This is a genomic window from Pantoea sp. X-Soil-TKNS-1279, from assembly GCF_059730565.1.
On the sequence record NZ_AP035948.1, the window covers coordinates 617809 to 637151 of the forward strand.

The window sequence follows — 19343 nt, forward strand, 5'->3', positions numbered from 1 at the left end:
CTTAGAGTTCTTTTTCAAATATACTGTATGCATCGACGGACGCATTCGCAGTGAGTTTTGAAAAAAATTCTTCTGGATTGTGCTCCGAGCCGCATCGCGGCATACAGGGTCCAGTCACAAAAAGCCCCGATTTTTCGGGGTTTTTTGTTATCAGGAAATCGCAACACTGGGCTATTAGGCCCTTTTTTTATGTCTTGGGGGTGGGCTTGTCCACATTAGAGCAAAAATTGACAGAGTTGATCTCTGCTCCGGTAGAAGCGCTTGGCTACGAATTGGTCGGTATCGAATTTATTCGTGGTCGCACATCAACCTTGCGCATCTATATTGATAGTGAAGAGGGTATCAATGTTGATGATTGCGCCGATGTCAGCCACCAGGTCAGCGCTGTGATGGATGTGGAAGATCCCATCACCGTGGCTTACAACCTTGAAGTTTCCTCACCGGGTCTTGACCGTCCTCTTTTTACTGCTGAACACTACGCGCGTTTCGCCGGTGAAGAGGTAAGTCTGGTACTGCGTATGGCCGTGCAGAACCGCCGTAAATGGCAGGGCATCATTAAGTCTGTCGAAGGCGAGATGATCACGGTAACCGTTGAGGGTAAGGATGAAGTGTTCGCGCTGAGCAACATTCAGAAAGCGAACCTGGTCCCCCACTTTTAAAAGTCCGGATTGAGGCTAACCAGGATGAACAAAGAGATCTTAGCTGTAGTAGAAGCCGTTTCTAACGAAAAAGCCCTGCCGCGTGAGAAAATCTTCGAAGCGCTGGAGAGCGCTTTGGCCACTGCGACCAAAAAGAAGTATGAGCAGGAAATCGACGTGCGTGTCAGCATTGACCGCCGAAGTGGCGATTTCGATACTTTCCGTCGCTGGCTGATTGTTGATGAAGTGACGCAGCCGACTCGCGAGATCACGCTGGAAGCAGCCCGCTTCGAAGATGAAGCATTCAATCTGGGCGATTTTGTTGAAGATCAGATTGAATCGGTCACGTTTGACCGTATCACCACCCAGACGGCGAAGCAGGTTATCGTGCAGAAAGTGCGCGAAGCTGAACGCGCGATGGTGGTGGATCAGTTCCGCGAGCAGGAAGGCGACATCATCACTGGCGTGGTGAAGAAAGTGAACCGCGACAACATCACGCTGGATCTCGGCAGCAATGCTGAAGCGGTCATCGTGCGTGAAGATATGCTGCCGCGTGAAAACTTCCGCCCTGGCGACCGTATTCGCGGTGTGCTGTATGCCGTGCGTCCGGAAGCGCGTGGTGCGCAGCTGTTCGTGACCCGTTCGAAGCCGGAAATGCTGATCGAACTGTTCCGCATCGAAGTACCGGAAATTGGCGAAGAAGTTATTGAGATCAAAGCGGCAGCGCGTGATCCCGGTTCTCGCGCCAAAATCGCGGTGAAAACCAATGACAAACGTATCGATCCGGTGGGTGCCTGCGTAGGTATGCGTGGCGCTCGCGTGCAGGCTGTCTCCAGCGAACTGGGTGGCGAGCGTATCGATATCGTGCTGTGGGACGATAACCCGGCACAGTTCGTCATCAACGCTATGGCTCCGGCTGATGTAGCGTCAATTGTGGTGGATGAAGACAATCACACCATGGATATCGCTGTTGAAGCTGGCAATCTGGCTCAGGCGATCGGCCGTAACGGCCAAAACGTACGTCTGGCTTCCCAGCTGAGCGGTTGGGAACTGAACGTAATGACCGTCGATGACCTGCAGGCGAAGCATCAGGCTGAAGCACACGCGGCCATCGATATGTTCACCAAACATCTCGACATCGACGAAGAGTTTGCCACCATTCTGGTGGAAGAGGGCTTCTCTTCTCTTGAAGAGCTGGCATATGTACCGATCAACGAGCTGCTGGAAATTGACGGCCTCGATGAAGACACGGTAGAAGCCCTGCGTGAACGAGCAAAAAATGCGTTAACTACCCTGGCACTGGCGAAAGAAGAGAGCCGTGGCAATCAGGAGCCTGCTGAGGATCTGCTGAATCTCGAGGGTCTGGATCGTGCGATGGCTTACCGTCTGGCAGCGATTGGCGTTTGCACGCTGGAAGATCTTGCCGAGCAAGGTGTCGACGATCTGACAGATATCGAAGGGCTGGATGATGAGAAAGCCGGCGCGCTGATCATGGCCGCGCGTAATATCTGCTGGTTCGGCGATGACGCATAATTACAGGAAGGAACAGCATGACAGATGTAACCGTAAAATCGCTGGCCGCCGAAATTCAGACTCCGGTAGATCGCCTGGTACAGCAATTTGCTGATGCGGGGATCCGTAAGTCTGAGAACGACGCGGTGACCCAGCAAGAGAAAGAAACCTTATTGTCCCACCTGAATCGTGAACATGGTCAGGCCGGTTCAGGTAAACTGACGCTGCAACGTAAAACTCGCAGCACCTTGAATATTCCTGGCACCGGGGGTAAAAGTAAGTCGGTGCAAATCGAAGTCCGCAAAAAGCGCACCTATGTGAAGGGTGATGCAGAAGCCGAAGCGCAGGCTCAGGCTGAAGCTGAAGCCGAGGCGCAGCGTGAAGCGGAAGAGAAGGCGCGTCGCGAGGCGGAAGAACAAGCCCGTCGCGAAGCTGAACAAAAAGCGCAACGTGAAGCCGAAGAAAAAGCCAAGCGCGAAGCCGCTGACAAGGCGAAGCGTGAAGCAGCGGAAAATGACAAAGTGACTAATCAACCTACCGACGAACTAACCAAAGCCGCGAATTCTGATAAGGCCCGTCGTGAAGCCGAAGCCGCAGAACTGAAGCGTAAAGCCGAAGAAGAAGCGCGCCGTAAGCTGGAAGAAAACGCACGACGTGCGGCTGAAGAAGCCCGCCGTCTGGCAGAAGAAAAAGCTGCTGAGTGGGAAAAACCGGAAGAAGAGGATAAAGGCGACTATCACGTCACCACCTCGACCCATGCCCGCCAGGCTGAAGATGAAAACGATCGCGAAGTTGAAGGCGGTCGTGGCCGTGGCCGCACCACTAAAGCTGCTCGCCCTGCCAAGAAAGGCAACAAGCATTCTGAAGCCAAAACTGACCGTGAAGAAGCGCGCGCCGCTGTTCGTGGTGGTAAAGGCGGTAAACATCGCAAACCGAGCTCCCTGCAACAAGGCTTTAACAAGCCAGCTCAGGCAGTGAACCGTGATGTTATCATCGGTGAAACCATCACCGTTTCAGAATTGGCTAACAAAATGGCCGTGAAAGGTTCCCTGGTCATCAAAGCCATGATGAAGATGGGCGCTATGGCGACCATTAACCAGGTTATCGATCAGGAAACTGCCCAGCTGGTTGCGGAAGAGATGGGTCACAAAGTGATCCTGCGCCGTGAGAATGAGCTGGAAGAAGCGGTGATGGACGATCGTGATACCGATGCTGCGCAGGAAAGCCGCGCACCGGTCGTGACTATCATGGGTCACGTTGACCACGGTAAAACCTCACTGCTGGACTACATCCGCTCAACCAAAGTCGCCTCAGGCGAAGCGGGCGGCATTACCCAGCATATCGGTGCTTACCACGTTGAAACCGAAAACGGCATGATCACCTTCCTGGATACCCCGGGCCACGCCGCGTTTACCGCGATGCGTGCGCGTGGTGCACAGGCAACGGATATCGTTATCCTGGTCGTGGCCGCGGATGACGGCGTGATGCCGCAAACCATTGAAGCTATCCAGCACGCGAAAGCGGCCGGTGTGCCGGTTGTGGTTGCCGTGAACAAGATCGACAAACCAGAAGCCGATCCGGATCGCGTTAAGAACGAGCTGACTCAGTACGGTATCATCCCGGAAGAGTGGGGCGGCGAGAACATGTTCGTCAACGTTTCTGCGAAAGCCGGTACCGGCATTGATGACCTGCTGAACGCAATTCTGCTGCAAGCGGAAGTTCTGGAACTGACTGCTATCCGTGAAGGTATGGCAAGCGGCGTGGTGATTGAATCGTTCCTCGACAAAGGTCGTGGTCCGGTCGCTACCGTTCTGGTGCGTGAAGGTACCCTGAATAAAGGCGATATCGTGCTGTGCGGCTTCGAATATGGCCGTGTGCGTGCGATGCGTGACGAGCTGGGCCGTGAAGTGTTGGCTGCTGGTCCGTCAATTCCGGTCGAAATCCTCGGTCTGTCCGGTGTTCCGGCTGCGGGTGATGAAGCCACCGTGGTCCGTGACGAGAAGAAAGCGCGTGAAGTTGCTTTGTATCGTCAGGGTAAATTCCGCGAAGTGAAACTGGCGCGTCAGCAGAAATCTAAGCTGGAGAACATGTTCGCCAACATGACTGAAGGCGAAGTGTCCGAGCTGAACATCGTACTGAAATCCGATGTACAGGGTTCTGTGGAAGCGATCTCCGACTCCCTGCTGAAACTCTCCACCGACGAAGTGAAGGTGAAGATTATCGGTTCGGGCGTAGGTGGTATCACCGAAACCGACGCGACGCTGGCTGCGGCTTCCAACGCGATCATCCTCGGCTTCAACGTGCGTGCTGATGCTTCGGCTCGTCGCGTAATTGAAGCGGAAAGCGTCGACCTGCGTTACTACTCCGTCATCTATAACCTGATTGACGAAGTGAAAGCGGCGATGAGCGGCATGCTGGCTCCGGAATACAAACAGCAGATCATTGGTCTGGCTGAAGTTCGTGATGTGTTCAAGTCACCGAAATTTGGTGCGATCGCGGGCTGTATGGTTACCGAAGGCAACATCAAACGTCACAACCCGATCCGTGTTCTGCGCGACAACGTTGTTATCTATGAAGGCGAACTGGAATCCCTGCGTCGCTTCAAAGACGATGTCAACGAAGTGCGTAACGGCATGGAGTGTGGTATCGGCGTGAAGAACTACAACGACGTTCGTGTCGGCGATATGATCGAAGTCTTTGAAGTGATTGAAGTTAAACGCACCATCGATTGATCATCATCTGATGTGTTGCAATTTGGGAGGCCGCTGGCCTCCCGAATTATTTGGGAGAAAGCATAATGGCGAAAGAATTTGGCCGCCCACAGCGCGTTTCACAGGAATTGCAGAAAGAGATCGCAATCATCCTGCAACGCGAAATTAAAGATCCGCGCCTTGGTATGATGGTGACGGTTTCTGGCGTTGAAGTGTCACGCGATCTGGCTTATGCCAAAGTGTTTGTCACTTTTTTGAATGATAAAGACGAAGAAGCGGTGAAAAACGGTCTGAAGGCACTCAAAGAGGCTTCAGGTTATATCCGTACTTTAGTCGGTAAAGCGATGCGTCTGCGCATTGTGCCTGAGCTGACCTTCTTCTATGACAACTCGTTGATCGAAGGTATGCGCATGTCAAACCTGGTCACCAACGTTGTCAAAAATGATGCTGAACGCCGTGGCGATCATGCAACGGACGACGACAAGGAGGATTGATGAGTCGTCCTCGTCGTCGCGGTCGCGATGTGCATGGTGTATTGCTGCTGGATAAGCATCAGGGTGCGTCCTCTAACGACGTGCTGCAAAAAGTAAAACGCATCTTTAATGCGAACAAAGCGGGCCACACCGGCGCGCTGGATCCGCTGGCAACCGGCATGCTGCCCATCTGTCTCGGTGAGGCCACCAAGTTTTCGCAGTATCTGCTGGATTCGGATAAGCGTTACCGGGTGATTGCTCGCCTGGGTGAGCGTACCGATACCTCTGATGCCGACGGCAATGTGGTCGAAACCCGTCCGGTCAGCTTTACTCAGGCTGAGCTGGATGCTGCACTGGAAAGTTTTCGTGGCGATACCCAGCAGGTGCCGACCATGTTTTCGGCGCTGAAGCATCAGGGGCGTCCGTTGTATGAGTATGCACGCCAGGGGATTACTGTTGAGCGTGATGCCCGTCCCATCACCGTGTATGAACTGCTGTTTATTCGCTGGGAAGGGGATGAGCTGGAGCTGGAAATCCACTGCTCCAAAGGCACCTATATTCGGACCATCATCGACGACCTCGGCGAGAAACTCGGTTGTGGTGCCCATGTGACCATGCTGCGTCGTTTGCAGGTTTCCCGCTATCCGGCAGAGAAAATGGTCACGCTTGAGCAGTTGCAAGCGTTGTTGGAACAAGCCACAGCGGCAGAAATCGCGCCCGCTGAACTGCTCGATCCGCTCTTGTTACCGATGGATAGCCCGGCTGCGGATTTTCCGGAAGTGAATCTGCCCGATGCCGTTGCCGCTTTCTTTAAGCTGGGCCAGCCGGTGCAGGCCGAAGGGGTACCTGCGGCGGGCCTGGTGCGAGTCACGGAAGGCGAAGCGCGTAAATTTATCGGTATGGCAGAGATTGACGAGCGACTGCGTGTTGCGCCACGCCGTCTGGTGGTAGAATTTCCGCAATAATGCGGTTCGCCCAACGGGGTATTTGCGTTGCCGCTGGGCGAAGAGTAGAATAGCGCGGCTTTAAAAGCGGGCTGCTGAATTAGAGATCGGCACCCATACATTCATTAATAACTGGAGTTTATTATGTCTCTAAGCGTAGAAGCTAAAGCAGAGATCGTTGCCAAATACGGTCGTGGTGCTAACGACAGCGGTTCAACTGAAGTTCAGGTTGCTCTGCTGACTGCTCAGATTAACCACCTGCAGGGTCACTTCTCTGAGCACAAAAAAGACCACCACAGCCGTCGCGGTCTGCTGCGCATGGTATCCCAGCGTCGTAAGCTGCTGGACTACCTGAAGCGTAAAGACGTTGCACGCTACACCAGCCTGATCGAAAACCTGGGTCTGCGTCGCTAAGTCTGAAGAATCTGATCAAGGGTGTAGCGCAGACAGTATGCAAAAAAACGCATCTGATGATCAGATTTGTGCGAGTTTCGCGAAAAGGGGGCCTTTATGGCCCCTTTTTTCGAGCAATCGGCAGCAATCCGGTCCAAACTCATGTATTGTTGCTGAGAGTGATCTTCGCTTGCAGAGGTTCGCGCGGCTAATGAGAGGCTTTACCGCAAGGGCGGTTAAAGGTTGTCATTAGTCGCGAGGATGCAGCTGAAGATCGGTAATCCCCGGCGGGCCTGAGATGGGTCTGCCCCGACGTTAAGGACTTTAATTTTGCTGAACCCGATCGTACGCAAATTCCAATATGGTCAGCATACCGTCACGCTGGAAACTGGCATGATGGCACGCCAGGCCACCGCTGCTGTGATGGTAAGCATGGACGACACCGCGGTTTTCGTAACCGTTGTTGGCCAGAAAAAAGCTAAACCAGGTCAGGACTTCTTCCCGTTGACCGTCAACTATCAGGAGCGTACTTACGCTGCTGGCCGTATCCCGGGTAGCTTCTTCCGTCGTGAAGGCCGTCCGAGCGAAGGTGAAACCCTGATCGCGCGTCTGATTGACCGCCCGGTTCGCCCGCTGTTCCCGGAAGGTTTTGTTAACGAAGTTCAGGTTATCGCTACCGTTGTTTCTGTTAACCCACAGGTTAACCCGGATATCGTTGCGATGATCGGTGCTTCTGCTGCGCTGTCGCTGTCTGGTATTCCGTTCAACGGCCCGATCGGTGCTGCGCGCGTTGGTTACATCAACGATCAATACGTACTGAACCCGACGGCTGACGAAATCAAACAATCTCGTCTGGATCTGGTGGTTGCCGGTACACAGAACGCCGTACTGATGGTGGAATCTGAAGCTGATATCCTGACTGAAGATCAGATGCTGGGTGCGGTGGTATTCGGCCACGACCAGCAACAGGTTGTCATCGAAAACATCAACGCGCTGGTGGCTGAAGCCGGTAAACCGCGTTGGGACTGGCAGCCAGAGCCTGCTAACGATGCGCTGATTTCACGCGTTGCCGCACTGGCTGAAGCACGCATCAGCGATGCTTACCGCATCACTGATAAGCAGGAACGTTACGCTCAGGTTGGCGTTATCAAAGACGAAACCATTGCAGCGCTGCTGGCTGAAGACGAAACGCTGGATGACGCTGAAATCGGTGACATCGTGCACAGCCTGGAAAAGAACGTGGTACGTACCCGTATTCTGAACGGCGAACCGCGTATCGATGGCCGTGAAAAAGACATGATTCGTGGTCTGGACGTGCGCACTGGCGTGCTGCCGCGTACCCACGGTTCTTCACTGTTCACCCGTGGTGAAACTCAGGCGCTGGTTACTGCTACCCTGGGTACTGCGCGTGATGCGCAGAGCCTGGACGAGCTGATGGGCGAACGTACCGACAGCTTCCTGTTCCACTATAACTTCCCTCCGTACTCGGTGGGTGAGACCGGTATGGTCGGTTCACCAAAGCGTCGTGAAATTGGTCACGGTCGTCTGGCGAAACGCGGCGTGCTGGCGGTGATGCCGAAGCAGGAAGATTTCCCGTACACCGTACGTGTGGTATCTGAAATCACCGAATCAAACGGTTCTTCTTCTATGGCTTCCGTGTGTGGCGCTTCTCTGGCGCTGATGGATGCTGGTGTGCCGATCAAAGCTGCCGTAGCCGGTATCGCGATGGGCCTGGTAAAAGAAGACGAAAAATTTGTGGTTCTGTCTGACATCCTGGGTGACGAAGATCACCTCGGCGACATGGACTTCAAAGTGGCCGGTAGCCGTGAAGGTGTGACCGCGCTGCAGATGGATATCAAAATCGAAGGGATCACCCGCGAGATCATGCAGGTTGCTTTGAACCAGGCTAAGGGTGCGCGTCTGCACATTCTGAGCGTGATGGAACAGGCAATCAGCACGCCGCGTCAGGAGATTTCTGAGTTCGCACCGCGTATTTACACCATTAAGATCAATGCAGACAAGATCAAAGATGTCATCGGTAAAGGCGGTTCTGTCATTCGTGCGCTGACTGAAGAAACCGGCACCACCATCGAAATCGAAGATGATGGCACCGTGAAGATCGCCGCGACCGATGGCCTGAAAGCGAAAGAAGCTATTCGTCGTATCGAAGAGATCACCGCAGAAATCGAAGTGGGCCGCATTTACAGTGGTAAAGTGACCCGTATCGTTGATTTCGGTGCCTTTGTTGCGATTGGCGGCGGCAAAGAAGGTCTGGTACACATCTCTCAAATCGCTGACAAGCGCGTTGAGAAGGTGACCGACTATCTGCAGATGGGCCAGGAAGTTCCGGTTAAAGTACTGGAAGTGGACCGTCAGGGCCGTGTACGTCTGAGCATCAAAGAAGCGACAGAGCAGAAACCGCAGGCGGTCGAGACTACCGCTGCGACCGATGCACCTGACGCCGAGTAAGCGTTTCCTGATTAGCCTCTCCCTGCCGTTTGGTGGGGAGAGGTGTTTGTATCATCGCGAGGGCGGGAATCCTTGTGCACAGCAGGCGGATGACAGGATGGTTATCCCAATGTTTGTATTCGGGAGTGGGAAATGAAGCCTTTTTTGCGCTGGTGTTTTGTTGCGACAGCTTTGACGCTGGCAGGATGCAGCAACTCCAATTGGCGTAAGAACGAAGTTCTGGCAGTACCTTTGCAGCCCACACTGCAGCAGGAAGTGATTTTGGCGCGAATGGAACAAATTCTTGCCAGTCGCGCCCTGACCGATGATGAACGCGCACAGCTATTATATGAGCGTGGAGTGTTGTATGATAGCTTAGGTCTGAGAGCATTAGCGCGGAACGATTTCTCGCAAGCGCTGTCTATCAGACCGGATATGCCTGAGGTGTTTAACTATCTCGGCATATATTTAACGCAGGCAGGCAATTTTGATGCTGCCTATGAAGCGTTTGATTCTGTACTTGAGCTTGATCCAACTTACAACTATGCGCATTTAAACCGTGGTATCGCCCTCTATTACGGCGGTCGATACAAGTTAGCGCAAGATGATCTGCTGGCGTTTTATCAAGACGATCCTAATGATCCATTCCGCAGCCTGTGGCTCTACCTCGTTGAACGCGAGATGGATGTCGACAAAGCAAAAGTTTCGCTGAAACAGCGTTACGACAAAGCGGTCCGGGATCAATGGGGATGGAATATTGTCGAGTTCTACCTGGGCGACATCAGTGAAAAAACATTGATGGAACGTCTCAAGGCGGACGCAACGGATAACACCTCGCTCGCTGAACATCTCAGTGAAACCAACTTCTATTTAGGTAAGTACTACCTAAGTCTGGGGGAGAAGGACGACGCGAAAGCGTTGTTCAAACTGGCGGTGGCCAACAACGTTAACAACTTTGTTGAACACCGATACGCATTGTTGGAACTGGCGCAACTCGGCCAGGCACAAGACGATTTATCAGAATCTGACCAGCAATAGCTGACGAACTTTTATTGCCTGAATTACCCGTTAAGTCATCATCTTCCGGGATGAGGGCTTTTCTGTTCGTCGAAACTTCTAATTTGAGCCGGTTCACACTTTTCGATGAAAATGACTGAAAATTTTCATGACGAGTTATGTAGACTGGCCGCCGCAATCTAAGAGGCACGTGTACTACATGACTGATATTCAAACCACTTTTGCTGATCTGGGCCTGAACGAATCCATCCTGTCTGCTCTTAACGACATGGGATACGTCAAGCCGTCACCGATCCAGGCTGAGTGCATTCCGCACCTGCTGGCTGGCCGTGACGTGCTGGGTATGGCACAGACCGGTAGTGGCAAAACTGCAGCATTCTCTCTGCCGCTGTTGAATAACATTGATCCAAATTTGAAAGCACCGCAGATTCTGGTGCTGGCACCGACCCGTGAGCTGGCGGTGCAGGTTGCTGAAGCAGCAACTGAATTCTCCAAACACATGCGTGGCGTAAACGTGTTGGCCCTGTACGGCGGCCAGCGTTATGACGTACAGCTGCGTGCACTGCGTCAGGGCCCGCAAATTGTCGTGGGCACCCCGGGTCGTCTGCTTGACCACCTGAAACGCGGTACGCTTGATCTGTCCAACCTGCGTGGTCTGGTACTGGACGAAGCTGACGAAATGCTGCGTATGGGCTTTATTGAAGACGTTGAAACCATCATGGCGCAGATCCCGGAAGGTCATCAGACCGCTCTGTTCTCTGCCACCATGCCGGAAGCGATTCGTCGTATCACCAAGCGTTTCATGAAAGATCCGCAGGAAGTGCGCATCCAGTCAAGCGTGACTACCCGCCCGGACATCTCTCAGTCTTACTGGACCGCTTATGGCCGTAAAACTGACGCGCTGGTGCGTTTCCTCGAAGCAGAAGACTTCGATGCTGCGATCATCTTCGTGCGTACCAAAAACGCAACGCTGGAAGTGGCTGAAGCGCTGGAGCGCAGTGGTTACAACAGCGCAGCACTGAACGGCGACATGAACCAGGCACTGCGTGAGCAGACGCTGGAGCGTCTGAAAGATGGTCGTCTCGACATCCTGATCGCAACCGACGTTGCTGCCCGTGGTCTGGACGTTGAGCGTATCAGCCTGGTTGTTAACTATGACATCCCGATGGACGCAGAATCTTACGTTCACCGTATTGGCCGTACCGGTCGTGCAGGCCGTGCAGGTCGTGCGCTGCTGTTCGTTGAGAACCGCGAGCGTCGTCTGCTGCGTAACATCGAACGCACCATGAAGCTGACCATTCCGGAAGTTGAACTGCCGAATGCTGAGTTGCTGGGTGAGCGTCGTCTGGCTAAATTCGCGGCGAAAGTTCAGCAGCAGCTGGAAAGCAGCGATCTGGAAATGTACCGTGCCCTGCTGAGCAAAATGCAGCCGGAAGAAGATCTGGATATCGAAACCCTGGCTGCGGCACTGCTGAAAATGGCTCAGGGCGAACGTCCTCTGATCGTACCTGCTGATGCACCGCGTCCGCCGCGTCGTGAATTCCGTGATCGTGATGATCGTCGTGACTCTCGCGATTCTCGTGGTCCGCGTGACAGCCGTGATGGCGACCGTCCGCGTCGTGAGCGTCGTGATGTGGGCGAAATGCAGCTGTACCGCATTGAAGTGGGCCGTGATGATGGTGTTGAAGTTCGTCATATCGTGGGCGCGATCGCTAACGAAGGTGACATCAGCAGCCGTTACATCGGTAACATCAAGCTGTTTGCTTCTCACTCTACTATCGAGCTGCCGAAAGGCATGCCGGGCGAAGTTCTGCAACACTTCACCCGCACGCGTATTCTGAACAAACCGATGAATATGCAGTTGCTGGGCGACGCACAGCCGTTTGAGCGCGGTGAGCGCAGCGAACGTCGTGGCGGTGGCCGTGACTTCGGTGGTGAGCGTCGTGGTGGTAACCGTGAGGGTGGCGCACCGCGTGGTGAAGGTCGTGAAGGCGGTCGTCGTTTCTCTGAACGTCGTGAAGGTGGTCGTGAAGGTGGCCGTTTCAGCCGTGAAGGTAACCGTGGCCCGCGTCGCGAAGAAGCGGGTGCAGCAGCACCGCGTCGTCGTGATATCTAAGCGATAAACGCTGAATAACAAAATGGGACGCCTCGGCGTCCCATTTTTTTCCTATTTCCTACACGCCGCCAGCAATCAGCACCCGTTCGCCGCTGACATAGGCAGACTCCTCCGATGCGAGGAACAGCGCGACCTGCGCCACATCCTCCGGTAAGCCAAAGCGTCCCAGCGGTGTTGCTGCAATTAACTGTGCTTTCAGTTCCGGGTGCATCTTCTTCGCCGCCAGTAAACCTTCGGTCAGGATAATGCCTGGGGCCAGGGCATTGACGCGGATATTACGCGGCCCAAGTTCTCGTGCCAGACCCTGTGTCAGGGTATCGATCGCGCCTTTGGTGGCGGCCCACAGCACTGAACCGGGCGTGCTGCGCTGGCTATTCAACGCACTCAGGTTGATGATGCAACCGCCGCGTGACGGAAAATGCTGTGCTGCTCGCTGGCAAACCAGAAGCGTGCCGAACAGGTTTACATTCAGCTGTTGCTGCATCTCAACGACACTCAGCGCGGTGAAATCACCATGATGAAAAATACCTGCGTTGTTCACCACGATGTCCGGTGCGCCGAATTGATCAATGGCGGTAGCAAAGAGCCGTGCAACATCAGCTTCACGCGAGACATCAGCCTGCACGGCGATGGCATCGCTACCCAGAGCACGGATATCCGTCACCACGTCAGCTGCGCCGACTTCATCCTGACGATAATTCACTACCACCCGGGCGCCGGCCGCCGCGAAAGTCATGGCAATAGCTGCACCAATGCCTTTCGAAGCGCCCGTCACCAGCGCAATTTTGCCTTCAAGTGCTTTCATTGTGTCTCTCCACCTGAGGTTTCGGGGAAGCATAAGAATGCGCTGTCCATACAATCTACCGGTAGCGCAATCCTGCAAGCTTTTTGCACGATCCTGCAAATCTCCATCCCAGGGAGCAGGCGTAACAACCACGCCAGGTTAGAATAGCGACTTGACGATCTCTCATCGCGGAGCGCCCAACGCATGATTCATCAGGAACAGTGGCAGCAACTGGTTGCCATGATAGCCCGCCACGCCCCGGCTGATGGCCGTCACCACAGCGCTATCGATTTTCTCTCTTTTGGCCGCAGTTCCAGACCCACCAGCCTGACGCATGTTGCCACCTGGGCCAGCTTTGCGCTGGTCGCGCAGGGACAGAAAGCGCTGCGCATGGGAGAGGATGTGATGCATTACGGGGCGGGCGATTTGCTGTTGGTGACGCTGGATATGGCTGTGCAATCCTGCGTGGTGATGGCGACGGAGGAGAAACCCAATCTGGGGGTGGGCATCACTATCAATGAGGCACGTCTGATGCGTTATCTGGAGCACTTTCCGTTGCATCAGGTAGCCGCCGCCACCACCAATGAGCGTGGCATTACGGTGCATAAAGTGGCCCCGCCGTTAGTGGATGCGGTCATTCGCCTGATTGAACTGCTGGATCAGCCACAGGACATCGCGGCGCTGGCACCGTTAATTGAGCAGGAAATTTTTTATCGTCTGCTGACCGGGCCGGAAGGGCCGCGCATTCTGAATATGGCGCTGGCAGAACGTCCGGGTAACAAAGTGGCGCGCGCTGCGCGTTGGTTGCGGGAAAACTTTCATCAGCCGTTAAAGATGGATCAGCTGGCAAGCAACGTAGGCATGAGCATTTCGTCACTGCACCATCACTTCAAATCGGTCACTGCCATGACGCCAATGCAGTATCAAAAGCAGCTGCGTCTGAATGAAGCGCGGCGTCTGATGTTGATGGAAAAACTGGATGCCGGAACGGCGGGTTATCGGGTGGGATATCAAAGCGCTTCACAGTTCAGCCGTGAATACAGCCGATTCTATGGCCAGTCTCCGGGACGGGATATCCGTCAGATGGCGGTGGGCCAGGAAGCGTACCCACCGCAATAACCGTTACAGCGAGCGAGCGGCTTCCATCGCGATAGCGAAGGAGCGGAGGCGTGCCTGCGGATCGAAAATCTGGCCATTCACCATGATTTCATCCGCCTGAGTTTCGCGTACCAGCGCCGCGAGGCCGTGGCGAACTTTGTCGCTATCTCCGACGATCGACATGCTGAGTGCTTGCTGCACGCCGTATTGCTCTGACGGCGACCATAAGTTGTCCATATTCTCCACTGGCGCCGGGAGTGGACCCGGTTTACCGCGACGCAGATTGATAAATTGCTGCTGCATTGAGGTAAACAAGAAGCGCGCATTACGTTCGCTATCGGCGGCCACCACATTGACGCACACCATTGCGTAAGGTTTTTCCAGACGCGCTGATGGCTGGAACTTCTCACGGTACAGGTGCAATGCCTGGAGCAGCAGATCCGGGGCAAAATGCGAGGCAAAGGCAAATGGCAAGCCAAGCTGTGCGGCCAACTGGGCGCTGTAAAGACTGGAACCCAGCAGCCAGACCGGAATTTTTGAACACAGGCCGGGCACCGGTTGAACCGGTGGACATTCACCCACCTCAGCATCAAACCAGTTCAGCAGCTCAACGACATCATCGGGGAAGCTGTCGGCCTGTGCGCTCGACAGATGGCGACGCAGCGCCAGCATAGTACGCTGGTCGGAACCCGGCGCACGGCCCAGCCCTAAATCGATACGTCCCGGATAGAGCGCCTCCAGGGTGCCAAATTGTTCGGCGATCACCAACGGTGAATGGTTCGGCAGCATAATGCCGCCGGAGCCGAGACGCAGGGTTTCGGTGCTAGCAGCCAGATAACCAATCAATACGGAGGTTGCCGCGCTGGCAATGCCGGTCATATTGTGGTGCTCTGCCAACCAGTAGCGATGAAAGCCAAGGGCTTCAGCCTGACGGGCCAATGCCAGCGAATTCTGGAACGCATCGCGGGGCGTTGAACCCTGTGGAATAGGAGCCAGATCCAGCACGGACAGGCGAACTGTTTTTTTCTCAGACATGGGCACTCCAAATAAGTATGGCGCAGGTGTTTATCAAACCTGCGCCATCCAGTATTACGCATCAGTACCCATATTAAAACTGCTAATAACCGCAGGAATATAGCCGGAACGTGCCTTTCAGCGGCCTGTCGTATCCAGCGCCATCCCGGCCAGACGTCGCCAGTAGCCGTTGCTGTCGCTGCCGCGCGCCACCATCAAGGGCGCTTCACCGGCTTCGTTGGCGCGGAAACGATCCACATCTTCCAGTGTGCTTTCATCCTGTGGCGATAAACGCACGATATCGACCCAGTTATGCATACCGGCCAGATCATTGCCAAGGTTGTAGCAGTAACCGCTCATGGTCTGGATACCGTTGAGCACGAACACCTGCTGGCCTTCCTGGGATAGCACGCGTCGGCCATTGGGATAATCAATGCAGCAGGTCTGGCAATCATCTTTGGCACGATTTTCCGAGCGGGCGGTAAAGCAGCGTGCGGATAACGCCAGCGGCAGATGGCCGTAACCCAGCACCTCTACCTCAAAACGATCACGTACGCCTGCCGCATCACACTGCTGCAACAGCTGGATCAGCCAGTCGCGTGACATCTCGACCGGCATGCACCAGCGCGTCATTCCTTCCTGCAACAGCAGCTGAAGCGTTTGCGCGTTGTAGACGTTGAGGGTCGGGCCAGCGACAAACGGCAACTGGCGTTCAGCCGCCATATTCACGGTGCCAATATCGTTGGCTTCAATCAGAAACTCGCCGTTTTCCACATAGCGTCGCAGCTCCTTGAGTTCCGAAGGTGATTGCAGCAGCGCCAGCGTGCTGATCACCACCTGTTTGCCGTGCTGCGCCAGCGCCCAGCCCATCTCCATCCATTGCGCGAACGGCGTAGCGCGGCGTTTGCTGCATACCGCTTCCCCCAGATAAACGATTTCCGCGCTGGATTGCGCGGCACGTTGATAAAAATTTTCCAGTTTGTCGCTGGGCCAGTACCACAGCACCGGTCCGATTGCGTATTTCATGCTGACTCCTTACTGCCAGTCGCGATGGTAAGCGCCGAGCGTGGTCTGGCTACCTTCAGAAAGTTCTCCCAATGCCTGCATCCACGGGGTCTGCACGGCAAACTGTTCCGGTGCGGCGATACATCGATCAATCGCCTGGCGCCACACTTTCGCCACTTGCGCCACGTAGGCCGGGCTGCGCTGGCGTCCTTCGATCTTCACGGATGCCACACCGGCCCGCAGCAAGTCCGGCAACAGCGACAGGGTGTTCAGGCTGGTCGGTTCTTCCAGGACGTGATAACGCTGGTCATCGACTTCATAGCGCCCCTTACACAGGGTGGGATAACCGGCGCTTTCATCGGGGCCGTAACGGTCAATCAATACTTCATTCAGGCGTGACTCCATGCCATTTGGCGTCTGCTGCCAGCGCACGAATTTGGCGGGTGAGCAGGCTCCAGCGCTGTTGGGCGATTCACCCGTCAGCCATGAGGAGAGATAACAACGACCTTCGGCCATGATGCACAGGCTGCCAAAAGCGAATACCTCCAGCGGGACGGGTGTTTCACGCGCCAGCTGTTTCACCTGATGTAGCGACAGTACGCGCGGCAGCACCACGCGGTGCAACTGAAAATGGCGGTGATAAAAGCGGATCGCTTCCAGATTGGTGGCCGAAGCCTGTACCGACAGATGGCGTTCAACCTGTGGATAGTGCTTCGCCGCATATTCCAGCGTGGCGATATCCGCGAGGATCAGCGCATCCGCACCATTCTGGGCAGCGATATCAATCGCTTGCTGCCAGCGATTCATGCCATCGGGATGGGCAAACGTGTTAATCGCCACATGCAGTTTGCGCCGATGCTGGTGCAGATAGCGCGCGGCTTCGGCCAGTTTTTTATCGGTAAAATTAAGGCCAGCAAAGTGGCGGGCATTGGTATCGTCTTTCAGGCCGACATAAACGGCGTCGGCGCCATGCTCCACCGCCGATTTCAGCGCAGGCAGATTCCCCGCCGGGCACAGCAGTTCCATACTTTTTCCTCCCCCAGGTTCTGGACGGCGTTGAGTGTAGGTAAGCCCTCGCCGCAGAATGTTGATTTAAGGCAGTGAAACGGCCAATGGTGATGCAGAGTGAAGATTTTTCACACAACCAGACTGCGAATTCCTTGATCTCAGTGGATGCGAAGCCAAACGGATGTGGCAGAATAGGTAAAATTTTCTAAAGGGAGTGCAGATGGTGTTTACTCGCTTACGCGGCCTGATTGTTGAAAAAGGCCCAAAATTCCTCGGGTTACCGGTTTTATTGACCCCTTTTGTGCTGAAAAAAGCCGTTTTGCAACAACTCCTAAACTGGCAATTTCGCCATGCTTTGGCTGAAGGTGAGTTAGACTTTCTGGAAGGGCGTTCCCTGGGGATCGAAATCAGCGATATCAATTTGCGCTGGATGACGACCTTGCAGGATGGGCGTCTGACCGTTTCACACGATACAGAGGCTGATGTCTGGTTTCGTGGTGAAGCTAACGATCTGTTGCTGGTGGCAGCACGCAAAGCAGACCCCGATATGTTGTTCTTTCAACGCCGTCTGGTGATTGAAGGCGACACGGAGCTGGGACTGGAGGTGAAAAACCTGATGGATGCCATTGAACTGGATGCCATGCCCACGCCGTTGCGCACGGGGTTGCAACAGCTGGCTGCCTTTGTTGAGGCAGGACTGAAACAGGACGCGAAGGCCAGTGAGTCGCGCGCGAGGATCTCATGTTAATTCGTACTGAAATTGGTGTTGATGCAGCCAGCATCGACAGCCTGTTAAAGCGCTGTTTTGCCAGCGCCGCCGAAGCGGAACTGGTACAACAGTTACGTGAAGATGGTTTGCTGACCCTTGGCGTGGTGGCGACTGATGATGAAGGCCAGGTATTGGGTTACGCCGCCTTCAGCCCGGTAACCTTGCAGGGTGAGGATCGCGGCTGGGTGGCGTTGGCACCGCTGGCGGTGGACGAGACGGTACGTAAACAGGGTATCGGTAAACAGCTGGTGTACGAGGGATTAGACGCGCTGAACGAATTTGGTTACAGCGCAGTGGTGGTGTTGGGTGACCCGGCTTACTACAATGCCTTCGGTTTTGAACCGGCAGCGCGTCATGGTTTGCATTGCCGCTGGACCGGTTCAGAAGCAGCGTTTCAGGTGTACAAGTTGGCCGACGATGCGTTCGTCGGGGCAGAAGGGCAGATCGATTTTGCCGAGCCTTTCAATCGCTTTGCGTAAACCAGTTCGTCAGGTTGAGCGGTTGTTGCGCTACCAGTTGTAACTTTTGCGCCCGGCTTAACTGTTTAACCTGATACTCCAGTCGTGATGCGGCGGCGCGATCCCCGGCATCACAGTGAAATACCAGCGTCAGCGGGCCTTTGCCGCGCAGTGATCGTGCTCCACGCCCTTGCTGATGCTGTTGTAAACGCCGGTTAACATCCGTTGTGATGCCGGTGTAAAGCATGCCTGCGGCGGTTTGCAGCATATAAAGCTGCCAGCCCTGCTCCATATGACTAACCTCGGAAAAATTGCTGGCAGGCAGTGTAGCGCGCATCCGGCGTTGCCGCTATTGGTCAGCACAGGCCTCTGGCCTGCAAGGGAGTTCGATTGTGTCCGACCATTCCCATCTGATTCGCTACCTGAAGAAACAGCATGCGCTGTCGCTGTGCGCGACAGACGGTGACGATCTCTGGTGCGCCAACTGTTTTTATGTTTTTGATGAATCCCGCATGGTGTTCTGGCTGATGACCGAGCCAGATACCCGTCATGGTCAACTGATGTTGGCTAATCCGCGCGTGGCGGGCACGGTTAACGGCCAGCCGAAAACCGTGTTGCTGATTAAGGGGGTACAATATCGCGGCCATATTCAGCGCTTAAGGGATGAAGCCGAGCAACAGGCGCGTCATGCCTACCAGAAACGTTTCCCCATTTCGCGAGCCGTCACGGCTCCACTGTGGGAAATAGTGCTGGAAGAAGTGAAGATGACGGATAACGCGCTGGGGTTTGGCAAAAAAATTGTCTGGCAGCGCGCGGATTAAGCGTTCTGCTACCCTCTATCCGTAGCGGCGCGATTTATCGCGCAATTTCGTGCGTGATGGATGATAAAACCGCGCGATAAATCGTGCTGCCGCGGGTTAATCCGTCGTGCCTCCGGTACGGCATTCGTTATTCA

The 19343-nt window shown here is 54.7% G+C and carries 19 protein-coding genes; 14 read left to right on the forward strand and 5 right to left on the reverse strand.

What is annotated here, in order from left to right:
• Positions 1–206: 206 nt before the first annotated feature.
• The 10 genes from rimP to AC6I8N_RS02830 all read left to right on the forward strand — a co-directional run bounded on the left by rimP (position 207) and on the right by AC6I8N_RS02830 (position 12252).
• Positions 207–659: a ribosome maturation factor RimP gene (gene rimP, locus AC6I8N_RS02785; protein WP_021185741.1), complete on the forward strand. Its 453-nt coding sequence runs from the start codon at positions 207–209 to the stop codon at positions 657–659.
• A gap of 24 nt (positions 660–683) precedes the next feature.
• Positions 684–2171 carry a transcription termination factor NusA gene (gene nusA / locus AC6I8N_RS02790; RefSeq protein WP_021185742.1) on the forward strand — a complete coding sequence of 496 codons (1488 nt, stop codon included), beginning with the start codon at positions 684–686 and terminating at the stop codon, positions 2169–2171.
• 17 nt (positions 2172–2188) lie between these two features.
• Entirely contained in the window at positions 2189–4882 is a 2694-nt protein-coding gene (gene infB / locus AC6I8N_RS02795) for a translation initiation factor IF-2 (RefSeq protein WP_021185743.1), read from the forward strand.
• A 65-nt stretch (positions 4883–4947) separates the two neighbouring features.
• A complete protein-coding gene (gene rbfA / locus AC6I8N_RS02800; RefSeq protein WP_013507702.1) occupies positions 4948–5355 on the forward strand; it encodes a 30S ribosome-binding factor RbfA in 408 nt (135 codons plus the stop codon).
• Positions 5355–6299 carry a tRNA pseudouridine(55) synthase TruB gene (gene truB / locus AC6I8N_RS02805; RefSeq protein ID WP_497829983.1) on the forward strand — a complete coding sequence of 315 codons (945 nt, stop codon included), beginning with the start codon at positions 5355–5357 and terminating at the stop codon, positions 6297–6299. The genes rbfA and truB overlap by 1 nt, the downstream gene beginning before the upstream one ends.
• A gap of 123 nt (positions 6300–6422) precedes the next feature.
• A complete protein-coding gene (gene rpsO / locus AC6I8N_RS02810) occupies positions 6423–6692 on the forward strand; it encodes a 30S ribosomal protein S15 (protein ID WP_013507704.1) in 270 nt (89 codons plus the stop codon).
• A 309-nt stretch (positions 6693–7001) separates the two neighbouring features.
• Positions 7002–9140, forward strand: a complete 2139-nt coding sequence (gene pnp / locus AC6I8N_RS02815; RefSeq protein WP_021185745.1) for a polyribonucleotide nucleotidyltransferase — start codon at positions 7002–7004, stop codon at positions 9138–9140.
• A gap of 132 nt (positions 9141–9272) precedes the next feature.
• Complete coding sequence (nlpI, locus tag AC6I8N_RS02820; protein WP_021185746.1) at positions 9273–10157, forward strand: lipoprotein NlpI; 885 nt, start codon at positions 9273–9275, stop codon at positions 10155–10157.
• A gap of 105 nt (positions 10158–10262) precedes the next feature.
• Positions 10263–10319: a protein YrbN gene (gene yrbN, locus AC6I8N_RS02825; RefSeq protein ID WP_100229640.1), complete on the forward strand. Its 57-nt coding sequence runs from the start codon at positions 10263–10265 to the stop codon at positions 10317–10319.
• A 16-nt stretch (positions 10320–10335) separates the two neighbouring features.
• Entirely contained in the window at positions 10336–12252 is a 1917-nt protein-coding gene (locus AC6I8N_RS02830; protein ID WP_497829984.1) for a DEAD/DEAH family ATP-dependent RNA helicase, read from the forward strand.
• Between the two features lie 58 nt (positions 12253–12310).
• Here the strand turns inward: AC6I8N_RS02830 and AC6I8N_RS02835 are convergent, their stop codons facing one another.
• Positions 12311–13057 carry an SDR family NAD(P)-dependent oxidoreductase gene (locus tag AC6I8N_RS02835; RefSeq protein ID WP_208724705.1) on the reverse strand — a complete coding sequence of 249 codons (747 nt, stop codon included), beginning with the start codon at positions 13055–13057 and terminating at the stop codon, positions 12311–12313.
• A 183-nt stretch (positions 13058–13240) separates the two neighbouring features.
• Between AC6I8N_RS02835 and AC6I8N_RS02840 the strand changes: the two genes are divergently transcribed.
• Positions 13241–14155 carry an AraC family transcriptional regulator gene (locus AC6I8N_RS02840; protein WP_021185749.1) on the forward strand — a complete coding sequence of 305 codons (915 nt, stop codon included), beginning with the start codon at positions 13241–13243 and terminating at the stop codon, positions 14153–14155.
• Between the two features lie 3 nt (positions 14156–14158).
• Here AC6I8N_RS02840 and AC6I8N_RS02845 read toward each other — a convergent pair whose 3' ends face one another.
• The 3 genes from AC6I8N_RS02845 to ubiU form a co-directional block, all read right to left on the reverse strand.
• Entirely contained in the window at positions 14159–15169 is a 1011-nt protein-coding gene (locus tag AC6I8N_RS02845) for a luciferase-like monooxygenase (RefSeq protein ID WP_497829985.1), read from the reverse strand.
• 117 nt (positions 15170–15286) lie between these two features.
• Positions 15287–16174 carry a U32 family peptidase gene (locus tag AC6I8N_RS02850; protein WP_497829986.1) on the reverse strand — a complete coding sequence of 296 codons (888 nt, stop codon included), beginning with the start codon at positions 16172–16174 and terminating at the stop codon, positions 15287–15289.
• A gap of 9 nt (positions 16175–16183) precedes the next feature.
• Positions 16184–17179 (reverse strand): ubiquinone anaerobic biosynthesis protein UbiU, encoded by a 996-nt coding sequence (gene ubiU, locus AC6I8N_RS02855; RefSeq protein ID WP_021185752.1) that lies wholly within the window; start codon positions 17177–17179, stop codon positions 16184–16186.
• Between the two features lie 202 nt (positions 17180–17381).
• Here ubiU and ubiT point away from each other — a divergent pair, with 202 nt between their 5' ends.
• Entirely contained in the window at positions 17382–17909 is a 528-nt protein-coding gene (ubiT, locus tag AC6I8N_RS02860; RefSeq protein ID WP_497829987.1) for a ubiquinone anaerobic biosynthesis accessory factor UbiT, read from the forward strand.
• Positions 17903–18409, forward strand: a complete 507-nt coding sequence (locus tag AC6I8N_RS02865; RefSeq protein WP_013507714.1) for a GNAT family N-acetyltransferase — start codon at positions 17903–17905, stop codon at positions 18407–18409. The genes ubiT and AC6I8N_RS02865 overlap by 7 nt, the downstream gene beginning before the upstream one ends.
• On the opposite strand, the gene AC6I8N_RS02870 is transcribed toward AC6I8N_RS02865, so the two are convergent.
• Positions 18393–18680, reverse strand: a complete 288-nt coding sequence (locus AC6I8N_RS02870; RefSeq protein WP_013507715.1) for a GIY-YIG nuclease family protein — start codon at positions 18678–18680, stop codon at positions 18393–18395. The genes AC6I8N_RS02865 and AC6I8N_RS02870 overlap by 17 nt on opposite strands.
• A 100-nt stretch (positions 18681–18780) precedes the next feature.
• On the opposite strand from AC6I8N_RS02870, the gene AC6I8N_RS02875 reads away from it, so the two are divergent.
• Positions 18781–19209, forward strand: coding sequence for a YhbP family protein (locus AC6I8N_RS02875; RefSeq protein WP_021185754.1), 429 nt, complete (start codon positions 18781–18783; stop codon positions 19207–19209).
• Positions 19210–19343 lie beyond the last annotated feature (134 nt).